Source organism: Hoeflea algicola, from assembly GCF_026619415.1.
Taxonomy (GTDB): domain Bacteria; phylum Pseudomonadota; class Alphaproteobacteria; order Rhizobiales; family Rhizobiaceae; genus Hoeflea; species Hoeflea algicola.
In genome coordinates, this window is record NZ_JAOVZR010000001.1 from 1778960 (window position 1) to 1795487 (window position 16528).

20 protein-coding genes, 1 tRNA gene and 3 pseudogenes are annotated in these 16528 nt (G+C 56.0%); 14 read left to right on the top strand and 10 right to left on the bottom strand.

Features of this window, described 5'->3' with window-relative positions; all coding sequences use genetic code 11:
- Positions 1–64 precede the first annotated feature (64 nt).
- From OEG84_RS08760 to OEG84_RS08775, 4 genes are all read left to right on the top strand, one after another.
- Entirely contained in the window at positions 65–727 is a 663-nt protein-coding gene (locus OEG84_RS08760) for a TetR/AcrR family transcriptional regulator (RefSeq protein ID WP_267653399.1), read from the top strand.
- Positions 720–1202, top strand: coding sequence for a VOC family protein (locus tag OEG84_RS08765; RefSeq protein ID WP_267653400.1), 483 nt, complete (start codon positions 720–722; stop codon positions 1200–1202). Before OEG84_RS08760 ends, OEG84_RS08765 begins: the two co-directional genes overlap by 8 nt.
- A 12-nt stretch (positions 1203–1214) precedes the next feature.
- The gene (locus tag OEG84_RS08770; protein WP_267653401.1) at positions 1215–1631 is read left to right on the top strand and encodes an SRPBCC family protein; all 417 of its coding nucleotides are present in this window, start codon (positions 1215–1217) and stop codon (positions 1629–1631) included.
- Positions 1632–1737: 106 nt separating this feature from the next.
- A complete protein-coding gene (locus OEG84_RS08775) occupies positions 1738–2520 on the top strand; it encodes a VOC family protein (RefSeq protein ID WP_267653402.1) in 783 nt (260 codons plus the stop codon).
- 171 nt (positions 2521–2691) lie between these two features.
- On the opposite strand, the gene OEG84_RS08780 is transcribed toward OEG84_RS08775, so the two are convergent.
- Positions 2692–2928, bottom strand: coding sequence for a hypothetical protein (locus OEG84_RS08780; protein WP_267653403.1), 237 nt, complete (start codon positions 2926–2928; stop codon positions 2692–2694).
- Between the two features lie 449 nt (positions 2929–3377).
- Between OEG84_RS08780 and OEG84_RS08785 the strand changes: the two genes are divergently transcribed.
- Entirely contained in the window at positions 3378–4115 is a 738-nt protein-coding gene (locus OEG84_RS08785) for a 3-keto-5-aminohexanoate cleavage protein (protein WP_267653404.1), read from the top strand.
- Positions 4116–4516: 401 nt separating this feature from the next.
- On the top strand, positions 4517–5437 hold the full coding sequence (locus OEG84_RS08790; protein ID WP_267653405.1) for a YHYH protein: 921 nt from the start codon (positions 4517–4519) through the stop codon (positions 5435–5437).
- Here the strand turns inward: OEG84_RS08790 and OEG84_RS08795 are convergent.
- The 4 genes from OEG84_RS08795 to OEG84_RS25360 form a co-directional block, all read right to left on the bottom strand.
- Positions 5434–6560 (bottom strand): IS3 family transposase gene (locus tag OEG84_RS08795; RefSeq protein WP_267652453.1). Its coding sequence is split into 2 segments (ribosomal slippage): positions 5434–6296 and positions 6296–6560, totalling 1128 coding nucleotides; the frame shifts between segments, so codons are not numbered across the junction. The two genes, OEG84_RS08790 and OEG84_RS08795, sit on opposite strands and share 4 nt — an antisense overlap.
- 50 nt (positions 6561–6610) lie before the next feature.
- The gene (locus OEG84_RS08800) at positions 6611–6829 is read right to left on the bottom strand and encodes an RNA-binding protein (RefSeq protein WP_267653406.1); all 219 of its coding nucleotides are present in this window, start codon (positions 6827–6829) and stop codon (positions 6611–6613) included.
- On the bottom strand, positions 6813–7004 hold the full coding sequence (locus tag OEG84_RS08805; RefSeq protein ID WP_267653407.1) for a hypothetical protein: 192 nt from the start codon (positions 7002–7004) through the stop codon (positions 6813–6815). The genes OEG84_RS08800 and OEG84_RS08805 overlap by 17 nt, the downstream gene beginning before the upstream one ends.
- A gap of 253 nt (positions 7005–7257) precedes the next feature.
- Positions 7258–7395 carry a hypothetical protein gene (locus OEG84_RS25360; RefSeq protein WP_324288188.1) on the bottom strand — a complete coding sequence of 46 codons (138 nt, stop codon included), beginning with the start codon at positions 7393–7395 and terminating at the stop codon, positions 7258–7260.
- A gap of 402 nt (positions 7396–7797) precedes the next feature.
- On the opposite strand from OEG84_RS25360, the gene OEG84_RS08815 reads away from it, so the two are divergent.
- Complete coding sequence (locus tag OEG84_RS08815; protein WP_267653408.1) at positions 7798–8814, top strand: IS110 family RNA-guided transposase; 1017 nt, start codon at positions 7798–7800, stop codon at positions 8812–8814.
- Between the two features lie 313 nt (positions 8815–9127).
- Here the strand turns inward: OEG84_RS08815 and OEG84_RS08820 are convergent.
- The 3 genes and pseudogenes from OEG84_RS08820 to OEG84_RS25485 all read right to left on the bottom strand — a co-directional run.
- Positions 9128–9619, bottom strand: a pseudogene (locus OEG84_RS08820) (IS3 family transposase); the annotation flags it as partial.
- Between the two features lie 67 nt (positions 9620–9686).
- Positions 9687–10175: a group II intron maturase-specific domain-containing protein gene (locus OEG84_RS25480; RefSeq protein WP_267656131.1), complete on the bottom strand. Its 489-nt coding sequence runs from the start codon at positions 10173–10175 to the stop codon at positions 9687–9689.
- Positions 10176–10214: 39 nt separating this feature from the next.
- Positions 10215–10736 (bottom strand): annotated as a pseudogene (locus tag OEG84_RS25485) (reverse transcriptase/maturase family protein); the annotation flags it as partial.
- A gap of 215 nt (positions 10737–10951) precedes the next feature.
- On the opposite strand from OEG84_RS25485, the gene OEG84_RS08835 reads away from it, so the two are divergent.
- The 5 genes from OEG84_RS08835 to OEG84_RS08855 all read left to right on the top strand — a co-directional run bounded on the left by OEG84_RS08835 (position 10952) and on the right by OEG84_RS08855 (position 14127).
- Positions 10952–11647 carry a DsbA family oxidoreductase gene (locus OEG84_RS08835; protein ID WP_267653409.1) on the top strand — a complete coding sequence of 232 codons (696 nt, stop codon included), beginning with the start codon at positions 10952–10954 and terminating at the stop codon, positions 11645–11647.
- A 135-nt stretch (positions 11648–11782) separates the two neighbouring features.
- Positions 11783–13123 carry an APC family permease gene (locus OEG84_RS08840; RefSeq protein ID WP_267653410.1) on the top strand — a complete coding sequence of 447 codons (1341 nt, stop codon included), beginning with the start codon at positions 11783–11785 and terminating at the stop codon, positions 13121–13123.
- 330 nt (positions 13124–13453) lie between these two features.
- Positions 13454–13627 carry a CsbD family protein gene (locus OEG84_RS08845; protein WP_267653411.1) on the top strand — a complete coding sequence of 58 codons (174 nt, stop codon included), beginning with the start codon at positions 13454–13456 and terminating at the stop codon, positions 13625–13627.
- A gap of 103 nt (positions 13628–13730) precedes the next feature.
- A complete protein-coding gene (locus tag OEG84_RS08850) occupies positions 13731–13865 on the top strand; it encodes a hypothetical protein (RefSeq protein ID WP_267653412.1) in 135 nt (44 codons plus the stop codon).
- A 97-nt stretch (positions 13866–13962) separates the two neighbouring features.
- A complete protein-coding gene (locus OEG84_RS08855; protein WP_267653413.1) occupies positions 13963–14127 on the top strand; it encodes a DUF3309 family protein in 165 nt (54 codons plus the stop codon).
- 25 nt (positions 14128–14152) lie between these two features.
- Here OEG84_RS08855 and OEG84_RS08860 read toward each other — a convergent pair whose 3' ends face one another.
- The gene (locus OEG84_RS08860) at positions 14153–14878 is read right to left on the bottom strand and encodes a Crp/Fnr family transcriptional regulator (RefSeq protein ID WP_267653414.1); all 726 of its coding nucleotides are present in this window, start codon (positions 14876–14878) and stop codon (positions 14153–14155) included.
- A gap of 158 nt (positions 14879–15036) precedes the next feature.
- Between OEG84_RS08860 and OEG84_RS08865 the strand changes: the two genes are divergently transcribed.
- The gene (locus tag OEG84_RS08865) at positions 15037–15273 is read left to right on the top strand and encodes a hypothetical protein (RefSeq protein WP_267653415.1); all 237 of its coding nucleotides are present in this window, start codon (positions 15037–15039) and stop codon (positions 15271–15273) included.
- Between the two features lie 403 nt (positions 15274–15676).
- Positions 15677–15872, top strand: a pseudogene (locus OEG84_RS08870) (transposase); the annotation flags it as partial.
- 523 nt (positions 15873–16395) lie between these two features.
- On the opposite strand, the gene OEG84_RS08875 reads toward OEG84_RS08870, so the two are convergent.
- A tRNA-Lys gene (locus OEG84_RS08875) sits at positions 16396–16471 on the bottom strand.
- Positions 16472–16528 lie beyond the last annotated feature (57 nt).

Here is a 16528-nt window from a genome sequence, read left to right on the forward strand (position 1 = left end):
CCTGATGGGGGCACGCCAGCTAAGCACATTGACATAATACCGACTGGTTGGTATTATATTTGGCATGAACAGACCGACACATCAATCACCTGAACGCGGCAGTGCCCGGACACGGCTTCTTGAAGCCGCACGGGATGTCATTCGGCAAAAGGGTTTTACCGCAACCTCCGTGGACGATCTTTGCAGCGCGGCAGAGGTCACCAAGGGGGCATTCTTCCACCATTTCAAATCCAAGGAGACCCTTGGAGTGGAAGCGGCAAACTACTGGTCGGAAACAACGGGTGCCCTGTTTGCTGGTGCGCCCTATCATGAGCAGGAAAACCCGCTGGACCGTGTTTTGGCTTATATCGATTTCCGCAGAGCCATCATCGGCGGCGAGACCTGGGAATACACCTGTCTTGTTGGAACCATGACCCAGGAGCTTCACGATCTGGCTCCTGCCATTCGGGACGCTTGCGCTGACAGCATCTTCAATCACGCCGCAACGCTTGAAGCCGATATCTCAGCTGCCATGCAAGCGCATGATATCAAGGCCAATTGGACCGCCGCAAGCCTGGCCCGTCATACGCAGGCAGCAATTCAAGGTGGCTTCATTTTGGCCAAAGCCTCAGGCGATCCGGAGTTGGCGCGTGAAACCGTTGATCATCTGCGCCGCTACATAGAAATGCTGTTCGGAGTTGGAGGAGAACAAACAGAAAGAAGTCCAGAGGAAACCGACAATGACTGACCTCGTAACTTGCCTTTGGTATGACCATGGAGAGGCAAAAAAAGCCGCAGAGTTTTATACCAACACTTTTCCAGACAGTCATGTTGATCGGGTCAATACCGCACCCTCCGATTTTCCTGGTGGGAGTGATGGTAGTGAACTGACCGTCGAATTTACCGTTGTCGGGAGCAAGTTTGTCGGCCTGAACGGCGGGCCAATCTTCATTCCCAACGAAGCCGTCAGTTTCATGTTGGTGACCGAAAGCCAGGAAGAGACCGACTGCTATTGGGATGCGATTGTTGGCAATGGCGGCACGGAAAGCGAATGTGGCTGGTGCAAGGACCGGTGGGGGCATTCATGGCAGATTACACCTAGATTGCTACTTGAACTGACGATGAGCCCCGACAAGAAAAAAGCTCAACGCGCTTTCGAAGCGATGATGACGATGAAAAGGATTGATATCGCCACGCTTGAATCTGCAGCCAACAGAAACTGAAGGCGCTCTATCATGGCTAAACAGAAAATCACCATCGTGACCGAGATTGCCGCCCCTCTCGAACGGGTATGGGCAGGTTACACGGCACCTGAAGCCATCACGCAGTGGAATTTTGCGTCCACTGATTGGTGCTGCCCGCGCGCGGAAACCGATCTCAAGGTGGGCGGGAAATACTGTGCGCGAATGGAAGCCAAAGACGGAAGTTTCGGATTCGATTTTGAAGGCGTCTATGAAGAAGTTGAACTGCACAAAGCAATTACCCTTGTCATGAATGACGGACGCAAGGCACGCACGACCTTCGAGATCAATGGCAATATGACAAAGGTGAACACCGCTTTCGATGCAGAGGACCAGAATTCAATCGAGATGCAGCGGGATGGCTGGCAGGCGATCCTGGACAATTTCAAGCACTATGTTGAAGCGCAATAATCCGTGACCTTTTTGGCGGCGCTGCAAATGTGTGTATTCGGCAGAAGTGAAAACAATGAATGAATACAGGCGGCGTGCAAGCGCCCAAAATGGGAGGAGAGAGACCATGTCCAATAAGCACGGAACACCAATTTGGTATGAACTGATGACTGATGATCCCGATGCGGCGCAGAAATTCTACGGCGCGGTCATGGCATGGACGTTTGAAAAAATGTCCGGCGACCCTTCAGTGGACTACCGTATCGCTTCAGCGAGCAAGGAAACCGTTGCTGGTATCTTGAAAACACCCGAGCACGCCACTGGCATGCCGAGCGCATGGTTTATCTATGTCGGTGTTGATGATGTTGATGCGTCTGCGGCAAAGGTAAAATCGCTTGGTGGAAAAATCGATATTGAGCCGGCCGACATTCCTGGTGTCGGGCGTTTTGCTTTCTGCACTGATCCGCAGGGTGCGCATTTCTACCTGATGCGCGGCAACAGTGATGAGGATAGCACGGCTTTCACCCCCATGAGGCCCGGCCACTGTTGCTGGAACGAACTCGTCACGTCCGACCAGAAAGTGGCGCTAGATTTCTACAGCAATCTGTTTGGCTGGGAACATGGCGGCGCGATGCCGATGGGCCCCGCGGGTGATTATACCTTCATCAATCATGATGGCGGGATGATCGGTGGCGTGATGGACTCGCAACAAAAAGACGCCAAGCCGTATTGGAATTTTGCAATGCAGGTCGCCGATATCGACAAAGCCAAGACAGCCGTAGAAAATGCTGGCGGTAGTGTCCGAATGGGGCCAATGGAACTGCCGAACAACGGCGGCTGGTTGATCCAGACTGACGACCCGCAGGGCACAAAGATTATGTTCGTCGGATCACGGAAGAAAGCCGAGTAATTTCGAAGCGACGACACGTCGGCAGGGTGCGAAGCGGACTCTGGCTGCTTCGCATCAATCGCCGTCGTTTGGCCGTAGATAGCAAACTCCAATGTTGGCAAAACTGGATGAGTGAATGTTCTCTATACTGCCCCTCCAAAACATGCCGTCGCTTTCGCCTTGATCAGACAATCAGCGAAAATTATCGAGAAGGGATATCACTTCCGCCACAAGTTTGTCAGTTTCGGCGGATGCAAAAGTGGAATGTTCGAGATCAGCAACCAGCGATATTAGTGCTGTCCACACGGCATCCTTCGACCACCCAGCCGCGACAACGCGATCTACAATCTCGGTCATGAGCGGCTCAAGCTCTGCCTCTAACTCGCGCCCGTAATTGGGATGATCTGGAGGAAGGCGCGGTGACTTCATTCGGTCGATCCTTGTAAGCGGCGCTCCATGTCGCTGTTTTCGCGTATGGCCATCTCGGCGAGGTGATATGGCATTTCAAATTGACCGAAATTGGCAATGCCGACAAGCCCGACCACAAAAACTCTTATGACGTAATTCCGTGTTAGCTATTACGCTTTGTTGACGTCCGTACTGCCCCCAATTTTGGGAGAATGCTGATATTACGGTAGCAGAACCCAGCATCGCGAGCGCAGAAGAACGCCTCTGCATTCATCCAAAATTGGGTGCAATCGGCCCTTTGCTGCCGCTCGTAGTTTTGGTTTCAGCTTCTGCTTTGGTCACTAGGCGCTGAAGCACTGATCTCATCAGATCGATTCATGTCAGGACTTTTGGTCTGTATTTGGAAAACGGATTGCCAAAATACATCAATTGGAACATAAAGGGAACATATTCATTCAAAGAGGTTAAACATGGCCAGAATCGGGCTGTTCCTGCAAGTCGCACTAAACGGAGATAGCGCTCACCCTGACACTCCGCGAACGCCAGATCAGATCGCCGCAGAAGCGGTCGCAGCGGTGGCAGCAGGCGCTGAGTCGGTGCATATCCACCCCTTTGATGAACAGGGCCAAGAAACATTGAACGCGATACCCTGCGCTGCAGCGATACGATCTGTCCGGGCAGCCTGTCCCGGCGTACCCATTTCTCTAAGCACCTCGGATGCAATCGAAGCCGATGTTGATCGGCGCTTTGAGTTGATATCCAATTGGATTGAGATGCCCGACCTAGTCACTGCCAACCAAGGACAAGAAGGCATAGCGGAATTGTGCAACTTGCTCGTCAACCGAGGCGTTGGGATCGAAGCTGGGCTCTTGTCGGTAGAAGATGCAAAAGCATTCGTTACTTCAGGGCTGTCGGCTTTGTGTCGGCGTGTCATGGTAGAGCCTCTGGACGCGAAACCAGATGACGCCATTCGCCATGCTGAGATGATCGAGAATATCGTGACCGAAGCTGGTATTACTCTTGAACAGGTTCATCATGGATACGGCATAGCCTGCTGGGATGTTAACCGTCGCGCAGTCGCCAGAGGCCACGGGATCAGAACCGGTTTGGAAGATGTGACAGTCATGCCAGACGGACACCAAGCCACCGGAAACGCCGATCTGGTTGTTGAAGCTGCTGCGATCATTCGACAAGCGAACCAAGAGTAAGAACTGTCCCCCGACTTGGCCTGAGGCTGAGAAATCCGATTTTCGCTGCGTGCTGCACTAACTGGTAAGATGCGGACAAAGTGCCAATTCGCCGCGGCTGCTCCAATGTCTGTTGTCCGCCCTTTTGGACCGCCAACATTCATTCTTGCACTGGCGCTTCCGGCCCATTGCTGACCTTTGTGGTCTGCGCCGCTAAGGCCTGGCTCGCTTCCGACACAAGTAAGTCGCAGTCATTTACGATAGTCTGATGAATGGCTGCTGTTCCATCCGTTCCATTACCAAAAGGTAACCCTGACAAGGAAACTGTAACTTGATATTTTGCAGCGCAGCATATCTACGACAGTGACAAGGACCAAGGCAACCAGACCGACGGGTCACGATGTTTTCAAAGGAAATGACGCTTGATTTTGCACAAGACAGAACGGTTTTCGGTTCCAGCAAAAGCCGCCGCACTTATTCCCTTGCTGCTTGCACTCTATCCGAATTTCGCTTTCGCCCATGGCGAAGAAGATCATTGCATGGCAGTAAAAGCATCCGTTGCCGAAGCAGGGTTTTCTGATGTCGTCAAGGTGATATGCGAGAACGGCAAGGCGATCATCACGTCAGACACATACCCTTCGCATACCCTGATGACGGGCATTGTTGGTACGAATGAGCAGGTGCCTGTGCCTGCCAAGGACTATGCCGCTCCCATCGTCCTAAATCCGGTTCTGGGAAGCACGCCCCAGACGCGTGATGCCGCCCTGGGTGTGGCGGTCAATGGAGTTCCCATCTATGATTATACAGGCGGCGGCGAGATGACCCTGGACGACCTGAAGCATCATCAGGAGCAGCATGACACCCTGCAAACCGAGCAACTGGATGTCTGTGGCGGGCATGCTGGACGGGGAGACGACTATCATTACCACGTCAAGCCAACCTGCATGATTGAACAGATGAAGAATGCCGGCGATGCTGCCATTATTGGCTGGGCTTTTGACGGGTTTCCCATCTATGGCGACAACAATCCTGACGGCACGCCAATCGCGATGGGCGAGCTTGATGTCTGCAATGGAAAGACAGACGACACCTATATCTATCGGTATCACACCTCGACCCAGGCACCTTACATCATTCAATGCCTGATGGGTGAGGTTGGTGACATGGCCGATTTACCCAGAGTTTCCCCGTTGGAGGCGGCAGGTGGCTGGTTCAACTGGGGCGGAAAATCAGCAGGCGTGCCGCCAAGTGGCGGCGTCGAAAATCTAACTTTCACGCAAGACGGGAATGGCCGGCGTAGTATGGTGGCGTGCCCCCATCAGGTGGTCCGGTTTGATTGTTAGTGCATCATGGGCGTCTGGTCCATCGGGACAATGCTTTCCGGCGCGGGCGGGCGGTAGCCCAGAGCGCTATGCGGCCTGACGGTGTTGTAGTGGATACGCCATTGCTCGATCAGGATTTGCGCCTCCCTTAGGCTGTAGAAGATTTCGCCGTTCAGCAGCTCGTCGCGGAACCGGGCGTTGAAGCTTTCGCAGTATCCGTTCTCCCATGGTGAGCCTGGCTCTATGTAGGCCGTCTTGGCTCCAACAGCTGCAATCCAATCCCGCACTTTCTGGGCGATAAATTCCGGCCCATTGTCCGACCGAATGTATTCCGGCGGGCCGCGCAGGATGAATAGGTCTGTCAGAGCATCCAGCACGTCCGTTGAGTTGAGCTTGCGGTCCACGCGGATCATGAGTGCCTCCCTGGTGTATTCGTCGATGATATTCAGCGTCCGATAGACGCGGCCGTCAGCGGTTCGATCCTGGACGAAGTCGTAGGACCAGACGTGGTTTGGCCGTTCCGGTCTGAGACGCACACATGATCCGTCGTTCAGCCAAAGCCGCCCCTTTTTCTTCTGCTTTTGTGGCACTTTCAGCCCTTCACGCCGCCAGATGCGCTCAACCCGCTTATGGTTTACCTGCCAGCCCGCGTTGTTCAGCAGACCGGTGACCATGCGATACCCATAGCGCCCGTACTTGTCGGCCAGTTCGATGATATCATCGGTCAGCCGTTCTTCATCTGCCCGGCCCTGTGGCACCTTGCGCTGTGTGGATCGGTGTTGTCCGAGCGTGCGGCAGGCGCGGCGTTCTGATACGCCGAGCTCCCGCCGCACATGGTCGATGCACTTGCGCCGACGCGAAGGGCTTAGAAGTTTCCCTTTGCCGCCTCGGTCAGGATGAGTTTGTCCAGTGTCAGGTCAGACACCGCCCGCCGAAGCCGCTGGTTCTCCTTCTCCAGCTCTTTCAGCCGAGTGAGTTGAGATCGCTGCATCCCGCCATAGAGCTTCCGCCATCGATAAAACGTCTGCTGTGTCACGCCGATCTGGCGCACCGCGTCAGCAATCGTCGCACCTTGCCCTTGCAGAACTTCAACCTGCCGAAGCTTCGATACAATCTCTTCCGGCTTCTCTCGTTTTCCAGCCATCGCTGATCCTCCAATTTGAGGGATAATCTATCCCAGTTGGTGGACCACTTTCAGGGGGCAACTCCATTCTGGGCGATCTCCTTACGCCGCTCTGGCGTCATATTCTCAGCACGCTTGCGACCACCCTTCGCGCCAAGAGCCTTGGCGTTGGGGTCTTTACCATCGTCGGGCACAACGTCTTCAATCTCGCCAGTGGCGATCTGTGCGATCTGTACGGCGCGCCCGATGGCGTCTGCGGGGCGCTTCTGTCCTTTAGGTCCGGTTGGCATTCAAAACCCTCTCCAAGTGCTTGACACCAAGTTCGTCAACTACTGAAATCTCTACAGCTGATGGACCGGAATAAATGGAGATGTCCGCGTGTTTCAATGCATCTTCGAGGTTGTCGAAAACTTGTCGCTCCATCACTGTGCCCGGCAAGATCGTCTCTATCACTGTGTATTGCATTACGCCTCCTATGCTTGCCACTAAGCATATAGGAATTCGCGCCGGGATTCGATAGGGCGTCAAGACAGCCCATTTTCAAACTGAGACACTACCAGGGGACCCTATCGCTGACGACGATACCGCCCTCCCCTTCCATTCCGGCAATCCGTTTCGCTTCGGAACTGTTGAACTTGAGCCGGACACCGATGCCGCCGCCATTCTCCTCGATGAAGACGGCACCCAGATCTTCCAGCGCCTTCTCAAGCGCTGAGATCTAGTCAGGTGCAGGATCGTCGATCATGCGCTCGAAATTCTCGATAACTGCTTCATCGACGCCTGAACGTCGTGCAAGTTTAGCACGAGATACCTCGACGAGTGCTCTGCCCGCGCGGCATTGCGGTCCCGTTATCATGATTGGCCTCCTTTTAAATTGCGGACCACGCAATGGGTTACGTTGTACTGTCATCAACCACCAACTGAATGCAAATTCAAGCCTTCTTCGCTGCTGCGCCGCGCATCCAATTGAAGACAGAAAGGTCGTTGCAACACCTTGAAGTAAGGCATTTAGGGTGCGATTGGGAATCCATCTGAACGACAATCTACGTGCGACAGTCGCACCACGGCGTTAGCCCGACTTTGTGTATTGAATGGCGAAACATGGTGCCGGTGTTATGCACCTGAACCACCTTCTATGGTTCGTTTCGATCCACGACATTCCATCCACCGACCATTGAACTGATGCGGTGGATGCCCCCACCCAGCGGCATCGGGTATACCAAGACGGTTCTATATTCACCGAGCGGAGGGCGCATCAATGACATCGAAGATCAGCATTCTGGCAATCGACTTAGCAAAAGGCAGCTTTCAGGCTTGTGCGGTCGGATCTGATGGGAGGGTACTGTATAATCGGGCACTGTCTCGGAACCGGTTGGCGACGCTTCTGGGCGAGCAGCCGGCCTGTGTAGTCGCGATGGAGGCATGCGCCACGTCGCATCACTGGGGCCGGATGGCGCAGTCTCACGGTCATGAAGTGCGTCTGGTGCCTGCGGCGTATGTGAAACCGTTCGTCAAGCGCCAGAAGAATGACCGCGCGGACGCGGAGGCTATCGCAGAGGCGGCCATGCGCCCGACCATGCGTTTCGTGGCAGTGAAGAGTGCCGAAACCCAAGGCCGTGCTGTGGCGTTCCGCACCCATCAATGCTTGGTCCGGCAGCGCACGCAGCTCATCAACGCGCTCCGCGGACATCTGGCCGAATTCGGGCTGGTGGCGCCGAAGGGACCGGCGAGCCTGAAACTACTCGAGAATGCGTTGGCGGACGAGAGCAGCGACCTGCCTGACCCGGTTCGTGAGATGGGGGCGGTTTATCTCGAGCAGATCGCGCGGCTGACCGACGTGATCGAACGGCTGGCAAACGAGTTGGAAGATGCATCGAAGACAGATTGTGAGTTGCGGCGGCTTTGCACCATCCCCGGGATCGGCCCCGTGACGGCAGGCGCCGTGGCGGCGTTTGCGCCCGACCTCGACACTTTTGACAGTGGGCGGAACTTTGCGGCCTGGCTCGGCCTGGTGCCACGGCAGAGGTCCACGGGGGGCAAGGCCAGGCTGGGGTCGGTCAGCAAGATGGGGCAGACCGACATCCGCCGACTGCTAATCGTCGGAGCGATGAGCGTGATCCGCTGGGTCGTCCGAAAGGGTGGCAGTTCGAATCGCTGGCTCGCTGCTCTCGTAGCACGCAAGCCAAGGATGGTCGCGGCCGTTGCGCTGGCGAATAAGATGGCCCGAATGATCTGGGCCATGTCGACCAAGCAAGAGAATTATCGAATGGCGTGACCTGAAACCGAGAAGGGAAAAGGCACGACATGGCCGCAAGGCCGGGGTGAGCGATCGACGAGGAGTACGCGACACGGACTTCGAAGTTCAAGGCAGGGAAATTCAGACCCGGGGCTCGAGCGCTTGCAGCTCTCTGAACCGATGTGAACCCAGCTTTCCGAACAGCATACCGGCCCGTGGCGTCATCGAAGGCCACAACCTGAGGCCTGACACACGTCCGATCGAAGACCCCGCCGAAAAATCGAAGATAAAGCTTGCCAAACAGGGGGCAGCCACACACGCCCCGGGTGTGCTGGAGGCTATTTGGTTTAAGTTATGCTGCCATAGCTGCTTCGTCCAGCATGGCGTAATATCGTTCTTCAGCTTCGGCTGGCGGTATATTCCCGTTGGGCTGCAGAAGTCGTCGGTGTTTGAACCAGTCGACCCATTCCAGGGTGGCAAATTCCACCGTCTCGAAGCTTCTCCATGGTCCACGTCGATGGATGACCTCGGCCTTGTAGAGACCGTTGATCGTTTCGGCGAGGGCATTGTCGTAACTGTCGCCGACACTTCCGACAGAAGGCTCGATACCAGCTTCCGCCAACCGCTCGGAATACCGAATGGACACGTATTGGACACCTCGATCCGAGTGATGCACGAGGCCGCCACCATGAGCGGGACGCCGATCATGAAGCGCCTGCTCCAGAGCGTCGAGGACAAAGCCTGCATGTGCCGTCCTGCTCGCCCGCCAACCAACTATGCGGCGAGCGAAGACGTCGATGACAAACGCCACGTAGACAAAACCCTGCCAGGTGGCGAGTGGAGTAAGAAGCGCAGATGCGCTTCTCCTCCCCGAACCGTACTTGCACCTTTCAGCGCATACGGCTCTCCATTCAAGCTTGGCCCATGGCCATAGCAACATCATGGTAGTGCGACGTGACGGTACTGCGGTCTTCAATCCGGAAGATGTACGGATTCGTCTCCGGATTGCGCCACCGGAATTGCGCCTTGGGGCTTGAGACAAGCCGTTTCAACGCTTTTCCGACGGGGTCACCGCGTTCAGTCCGACCAAACACGAGCCAGGTTTTCGCCTTGCCCGGTTCCGGGACCCGGTACCATTTCCGCATCAAGGGTTTGATGCGAGATCGGTATTTATGGCCCAGCCAATGCGCCATTTTCCAGAACACGACATGATCGATGCGCCGGAATACGTACGCCGTGAAGTCGGTGAACTTGTAGAACGCCGCCCATCCCACCAACTGGCGGTTCAGACTGGCGATCATGCCGACCGTACTGACACTATGATTGCCGGAAAGGGTTTCGGTAAGCCTGCGGACAAACCCCTTGGCCTTTTCCTTGGGTATCGTCGTGACGATGGACATCCGTCCATGCGCCCCACGCTTGCGGATGATCCGGTGCCCCAGAAAAACGAAGCCGTCATTGACGTGTGTGACATGGGTCTTCTCCATGTTCAGCGTCAACTTCAGTTCACCTTCCAGAAACGCCCGGCACTCCTCACGGATTTCCTCTGCCTGAGCCTTGGTTCCTTTTACGATCACGACAAAGTCGTCAGCGTATCGGCAATAGGCAACGGCAGGTTTCCATTGCCGGTTCTCGCGAGCCGTGATGGGCCTGCCTTGCTGGATGCCGAAGTTCCATGCCCAGCGATCCTTACGAGCCTTTTTGTTCAGATATTTCGCCTCCAGCCACATATCAAACTCGTGGAGCATGATGTTGGACAGGAGCGGTGACAGAACGCCACCTTGCGGAACACCCTCGCTTGAGGCTGTGAACAGGCCACGGTCGATGTGGCCTGCCTTCAGGAACCGCCAGAGAAGATCAACGAGCCGTCCGTCCTGCACCCGTCGCCGCACGCATTTCAGAAGCAGCTTGTGATGGACCGTGTCGAAGTAGCTGGCGAGATCACCTTCGATGACCCAGCGGCCCCTCGTCGTGTCGGCGCCACATTATCCCGCCGCGTTCCCATTGGCCGATTGAGTTCAGATGAATTGCTATTTCTCTGGAGCCTTCAGCGATGATTTTTGCGCCGACAGGAAAGCAAATGGCCGCCAGAATTCGGATGCCACTGCGATCAAGCTAATCTGTTAATTGTGAGATCATGTTTAGATCGCACCTCGGCACACGTTGGATGACGAAAATGGCTACGACCGTTCCTGTTTCTACCACGTATTTCTCGGACGTACTCTGTATATGGGCCTATGCTTCCCAAATCCGGCTTGAAGAGATTTCCAGAGACTTCGGTGCGGACGTGCAAATTGACTACAGGTTCTGCTCCGTCTTTGGAAATACCGAAGACAAGATAGCGCAGGGATGGGCTGACAAGGGAGCCTACGGCGGCTTCAATCGACATCTGCAAGAGGTCGGCAAGAAATTCGGCCACATCGACGTCCACCCGGAAATATGGCTTTCTGCCAAGCCAGCGAGTTCGGACAGTGCGCATCTGTTCATCAAAGCTGTCCAGATTGCGGAATTGAAGTCTGAAGGTGGCGGCAGCGCCGGCAGCCCTCTTTCAACGCAATTGATCTGGCAGTTGCGACGCGCATTTTTCCATGAATGCCGCGACGTCTCCCAGCGCAAGGTTCAGCATGCGATTGCCGAAGAGATCGGAATCGATCTTTCCCCGGTGGAGGCTGAAATCAACAGTGGTGCGGCGTTCGCGTCATTGGCTGCCGACTACCAGCAACGAGATCGCCTCAAGATCGAGGGCAGTCCAACCTATGTGCTCAACCAGGGTTGCCAGAAGCTCTATGGAAATCTCGGGTATCGCGTCATCGAAGCGAACATCCGTGAGTTGTTGCGAGGACCCGGCGCAGACGAAAGGAGTTGGTGCTGAACCGCTGGTACGCAAACGATTGGCCTGGCGCCGATCTGATCGCCGACACTGGTAAACCCGGTCATTGTGCGAGGCTCAGGACACTTTCCAAAGGCGATCAGGTCTGGGACATGTGCTGGTCTGTACGCGCCCCGGATGAAACGGATAGTATATAAGGAAATCCTGGATTTGGCTCAAGCTTACAAGAAAAACAGCATCAGCCTGCCCGGCGCGGTGGCAATGGGTACCGGTGTGATGATCGGGGCGGGCATCTTCGCACTGACCGGCCAGATCGCCGAACTTGCGGGGCCGCTGTTTCCGCTCTCGTTCATCGTCGGCGCGATCGTGACCACATTCAGCGCTTACACCTACATCAAGATGTCGAATGCCTATCCGTCTGCGGGCGGAGTCGGGATGATCCTCAAAAAGGCTTACGGGCCGACGACGGTCGCGGCAGGCGCAGCACTCCTGATGGCGCTGTCGATGGTCATCGCCGAAAGTCTCGTCGCGCGCACTTTCGGAACCTACACGCTCAGGGCTTTTGGGGGCGATCCGGACAGTATCCTCGTGCCGGTTCTCGGCGTCGGGCTGATCGTCTTCGCCTATCTCGTGAACGTCTCGGGAAACCGTTCGGTCGGACTTCTGTCCATCCTCATGGCCGCGCTCAAGGTCGGCGGCATCGCGCTGTTTGGGGCCGCCGGTCTCTGGGCCAGTGGGACCACCTTAGAGGTGACCGGCGGGGATGCGGGCGCAACCGGCTTCGTGGCCTCTGTCGCGCTTTCGATCCTGGCGTTCAAGGGGTTTACGACGATCACCAACAGCGGCGCGGAGGTCACCGACCCGCATCGCAACGTGGGCCGGGCCATTGTCCTGTCCATAGCATTCTGCGTGGTCGTCTATCTGCTCGTCGCCTTCGCAGTCGGCTCCAGTCTGCCGCTCGACCGGATCGTCGCGGCGAAGGACTATGCCCTCGCCGAAGCGGCCGAGCCGGCGCTTGGGCCGACTGGCTTCTACCTGACGGTGGCGCTTGCGCTGGTGGCCACGGCCTCCGGGCTGATCGCCAGCATCTTCGCGGTCTCACGGATGCTGGCCATGCTGACCGAGATGAAGATGATCCCGCACAGCCATTTCGGCATGCCGGGCACGATCAAGGACCACACGCTGGTCTATACTGTGGTGATTGCGGGCATCTTGACGATCTTCTTCGATCTCAGCCGCATCGCCTCGCTCGGCGCTTTCTTCTACCTCGTGATGGACATCATCATTCACTGGGGAGTCTACAGACATCTCCGCCACGACATCGGTGCGCGGGGTTGGGTCCTGTTGACGGCGATTACGCTCGACGCTGTGGTTCTGAGCGCATTCGCGGCGATTAAGTGGCAGTTTGATCCGCTGATCGTCGTTCTTGCCTTCTTTGGCATGGCGGCGGTGTTCCTGTTCGAGGGCGTCTTTCTGGCCCGCAACCCCGTCAGCGAGGGCGATCATGATCGCTATTGATCAAGGCTTAGGCTTCCTCCCTGGATGGTTGTGTTCGGCTACGTAAATTCACGTTGAAGTAAATCGGACGTCAGGAGCAGCGGCAAACTCGCCGACATCGGCTGATTGACTGGCATCCGCTCTATCCTCGATGGCTGTGCCGGAACGCGCGTCCTGCCGGGCGCAGCCAAGCCCCGCTGACGCGCTGTTCTGCAGGAAACGCCTCAAAATATTCTTGCCTAGACCAACCTGCGTCAGTGTAGGCCGGCAACGCCGGTGCGATGATTTGAGCAGTTCACGGGGTGTCCGGTGAACATGTCTCGTGCTCAACCACTCTGAAAGGAAAACACCATGGATAAGGATCGGGTAATCGGTTCCGCGAAGGTCGTGAAAGGCAAGGTAAAAGTGGCCATCGGCAAGACCATCGGCGACGCGAAACTCGAGACGCAAGGCGAGGCCGATAAGGCCGAGGGCAAAGTCCAGAATGCCGTCGGCGGCATCAAGGACACGGTCCGCGACGCCTGATGCAGGTCGCTGCATTGTACGCGAAAAGCGCACCCAAGAACCAGCCTGTGGGGTACCACCCCCGGCGGCTTCTGAATTCGGGAAATCAGCGAGAAACAACGCGATGCATCGGAACTTTCTTCTCATCCTGATCGGGGTGCTCGCTGTCGTCGCGGTCGTTGCAGGCTATCGGTACTATCAGGAACGCCAGAGCGGCATCGAGATCAACGAGAACGACATTTCCATCGACGGGAAATGAAATAATCGGCGTAGGCCACAGAACTGGCCGCGCGCCGCAGGCCTAAACGTCGGGACCTCTCGCAAGACGGGTGGCGCCCAACAACAGGAGAAGCACAATGTCACTCGGCACAATCCTCGTCATTCTACTCATCATATTTCTGCTGGGCGGTTTCAGCGGACGCTTCGGCGGCTATGGCTACGGCTTCGGTCATGCCGGAGTCGGTGTGCTGGGCACAGTGCTGATCATCGTCGTCATATTGATGGTGCTCGGGCGCATCTGAGCTTGATGGTGGCGCCTGATTATCGCTATTTGAGAAGCGGTCCGACTTGATCCAGATAGGTCGGATCGAACTCGGCGAATTCGGTCAGGCGATCATAGGCATCGAACGTGACGTATCCCTCGCGAAACGTGACCATTCCCAATTCGCGCAGTTTTCTGAGCACCCGATTGACGTGGACTGCACTCAGCCCGAGCGCGTCGCCCAGAAGATATTGCGTCAGGGGACAAGCAAAACCAGCCTTGCTGCCTAAGCCTACAAGAGAAAGCCTGGCCCCGAGTTCCAGCAGGAAATGCGCCATCCGCTCGGCTGCATCGCGGCGCCCGATGTTCACCAGATGCTCGACCACCATAGCTTCGTCACGGGATGCGGCCCACAGGACTGCCGTAGCCAGCCGGGGAGTCCGCGCGAACGCGTCCAACAGATCAGTCATAAGAACCTCCGTTACCTCGATATCGGTGACCGGTTCGATGCTGTGATCCGAGATCTGCAACAACACGCTCCGCAACCCCAGAAAATCGCCGGGGATCTGGAAATCGACAATCTGTCGCTGCCCATTCCGCAGGACCTTGTAGGAGTAGGCCCAGCCGGAAATGAGGATGTAAGCCGCCTGATCCGATTGCCCCTGATGCACAAGTTCGCGCGCGGCGACAAAGGTGCGGCGGCGCTTGTGCAAGCCTTCAAGCACGGAAAGTTCTGCACCCGACAAGGCAACGAAAGCGCCGAGCTTGCGGACCAGTGCTGTGTTTTCCAAATGCTGACCAATCTTCGGGGCCAGCCAAATCCCTACGATGTAAATCTGACCGCTGACTGATGTCGATCAGCGCATTATAGCAGATATTTTGAGAGTTTGTCTCATGCGCCGCTCAGATTTCTTATGCAGGCGCGTGCACCAAGAAAGGTCACCACGGCATGTCGGATCATGACACCCATTCAGGAATCGCGGCGCTTTCGATTTGCGAGGCGCTGCTTCTGGCGTTGAACGACGCTCAAGTCCTGCCGGAAAGCGAGATCATGGGCATTCTCAAGGACGCGGCGACCTCTCATGAGAACGCAGAAGGCACGGAGGCCGACCTCGAGATGCACGTGGCCGTGGCGACACTGATCAATAGCATCATCGCCGGTGGAAACTCGGTTCGCAGACCGTGACGGGGCAATCCGCCCGCTCCAATGGTTAGGGACCTATAACGACGCGCAGCCCAAAACGGTTATTGGCAGAATTGCCCTGGCAAAAAGACCAAAGAAGGCCGCGTAACCCTCGCGCTTCGCCACAGATGCCTGCTCCTTCGGGCCGATACCAAGGTATCGAGTGGCAGCGTTTGTCGGTGGAACTCATATATTGCCATGCCCTTGGCCGAGGTGCGATTTGGCGCATAGCCGCCGTTGGTGCAATCTGCAGCGAAAGACCCCTTGCCGCCCGAAACCGCCAAATCCTCTTTGGCGCTCTCGGCCGAGGCTGTGTAAAAACAGGGTTCTGATGTAGAATCATCTCCGTATTTCGGAGGTGGCAATGGCAGGCTATATCGAAGGCATCAGCCGTGATTAGGGCACGCTGTTTCCAGATCGTCTTGAGGACTGGATCGACGAAGATCACCCCGTTCGAGTGATCGACGCATTCGTCGACGCCATGAACCTGGTGGGCGCTAGCCTCGGCCGCATGTTGCCTGCGCAAACTGGACGCCCCCTGTTATCACCCTTCGGTGTTGCTGAGGCTTTTCATCTACGGCTACCGTCGTCTTCATCGCGAACGATCAACGCTGAGCAATCACGATAGAATTTGCCAGGCTCCAAATTACCCGCATGATTTACGACCGCTCTGGTGAATTCGAGGATCACTTGTGGCCCCATTGTGATGTTGTAAAGTTTGCACATTGGCATTCCTCCCCTGTCAGCTTTCCAAATAGTGCCAGCGGCCAGCATGACTCGTCCTGACGTTATCAAATTTTCGAGATAAGGCAGATTGGAAATGGAGTTTGAGTGGCATAGGGCAAAGCAAAAAAATAGCGTTCGCGAGCGCCTGCGCTGCAAAAGTGCATCCATGCCTTCGACCGTGGCACAAAATTTGAATCAGTTGGCTATGGATTACCAATTGGGATCGGTACAGAAAGATCGAAAAATCGCTATATTCGTGGCGATCTCACATGTCTATCGAAGTCACACGCCATAAAGCCTTCAAACCCGTGTGACCCTGAGGTGACCCTATCGCGAGGATCACCGACAGTTTCAAAAACCGGGGAAGCCATTATGCCCGCGTTTTCGTTAGGCAATTTATGGTGGGCGCGCACGGGCTCGAACCGTGGACCCGCTGATTAAGAGTCAGCTGCTCTACCAACTGAGCTACGCGCCCCACCTGTTCCGACGAAGCGGAACGAAGGGGCGTATAGACCGGATAAACCGCCTTGTC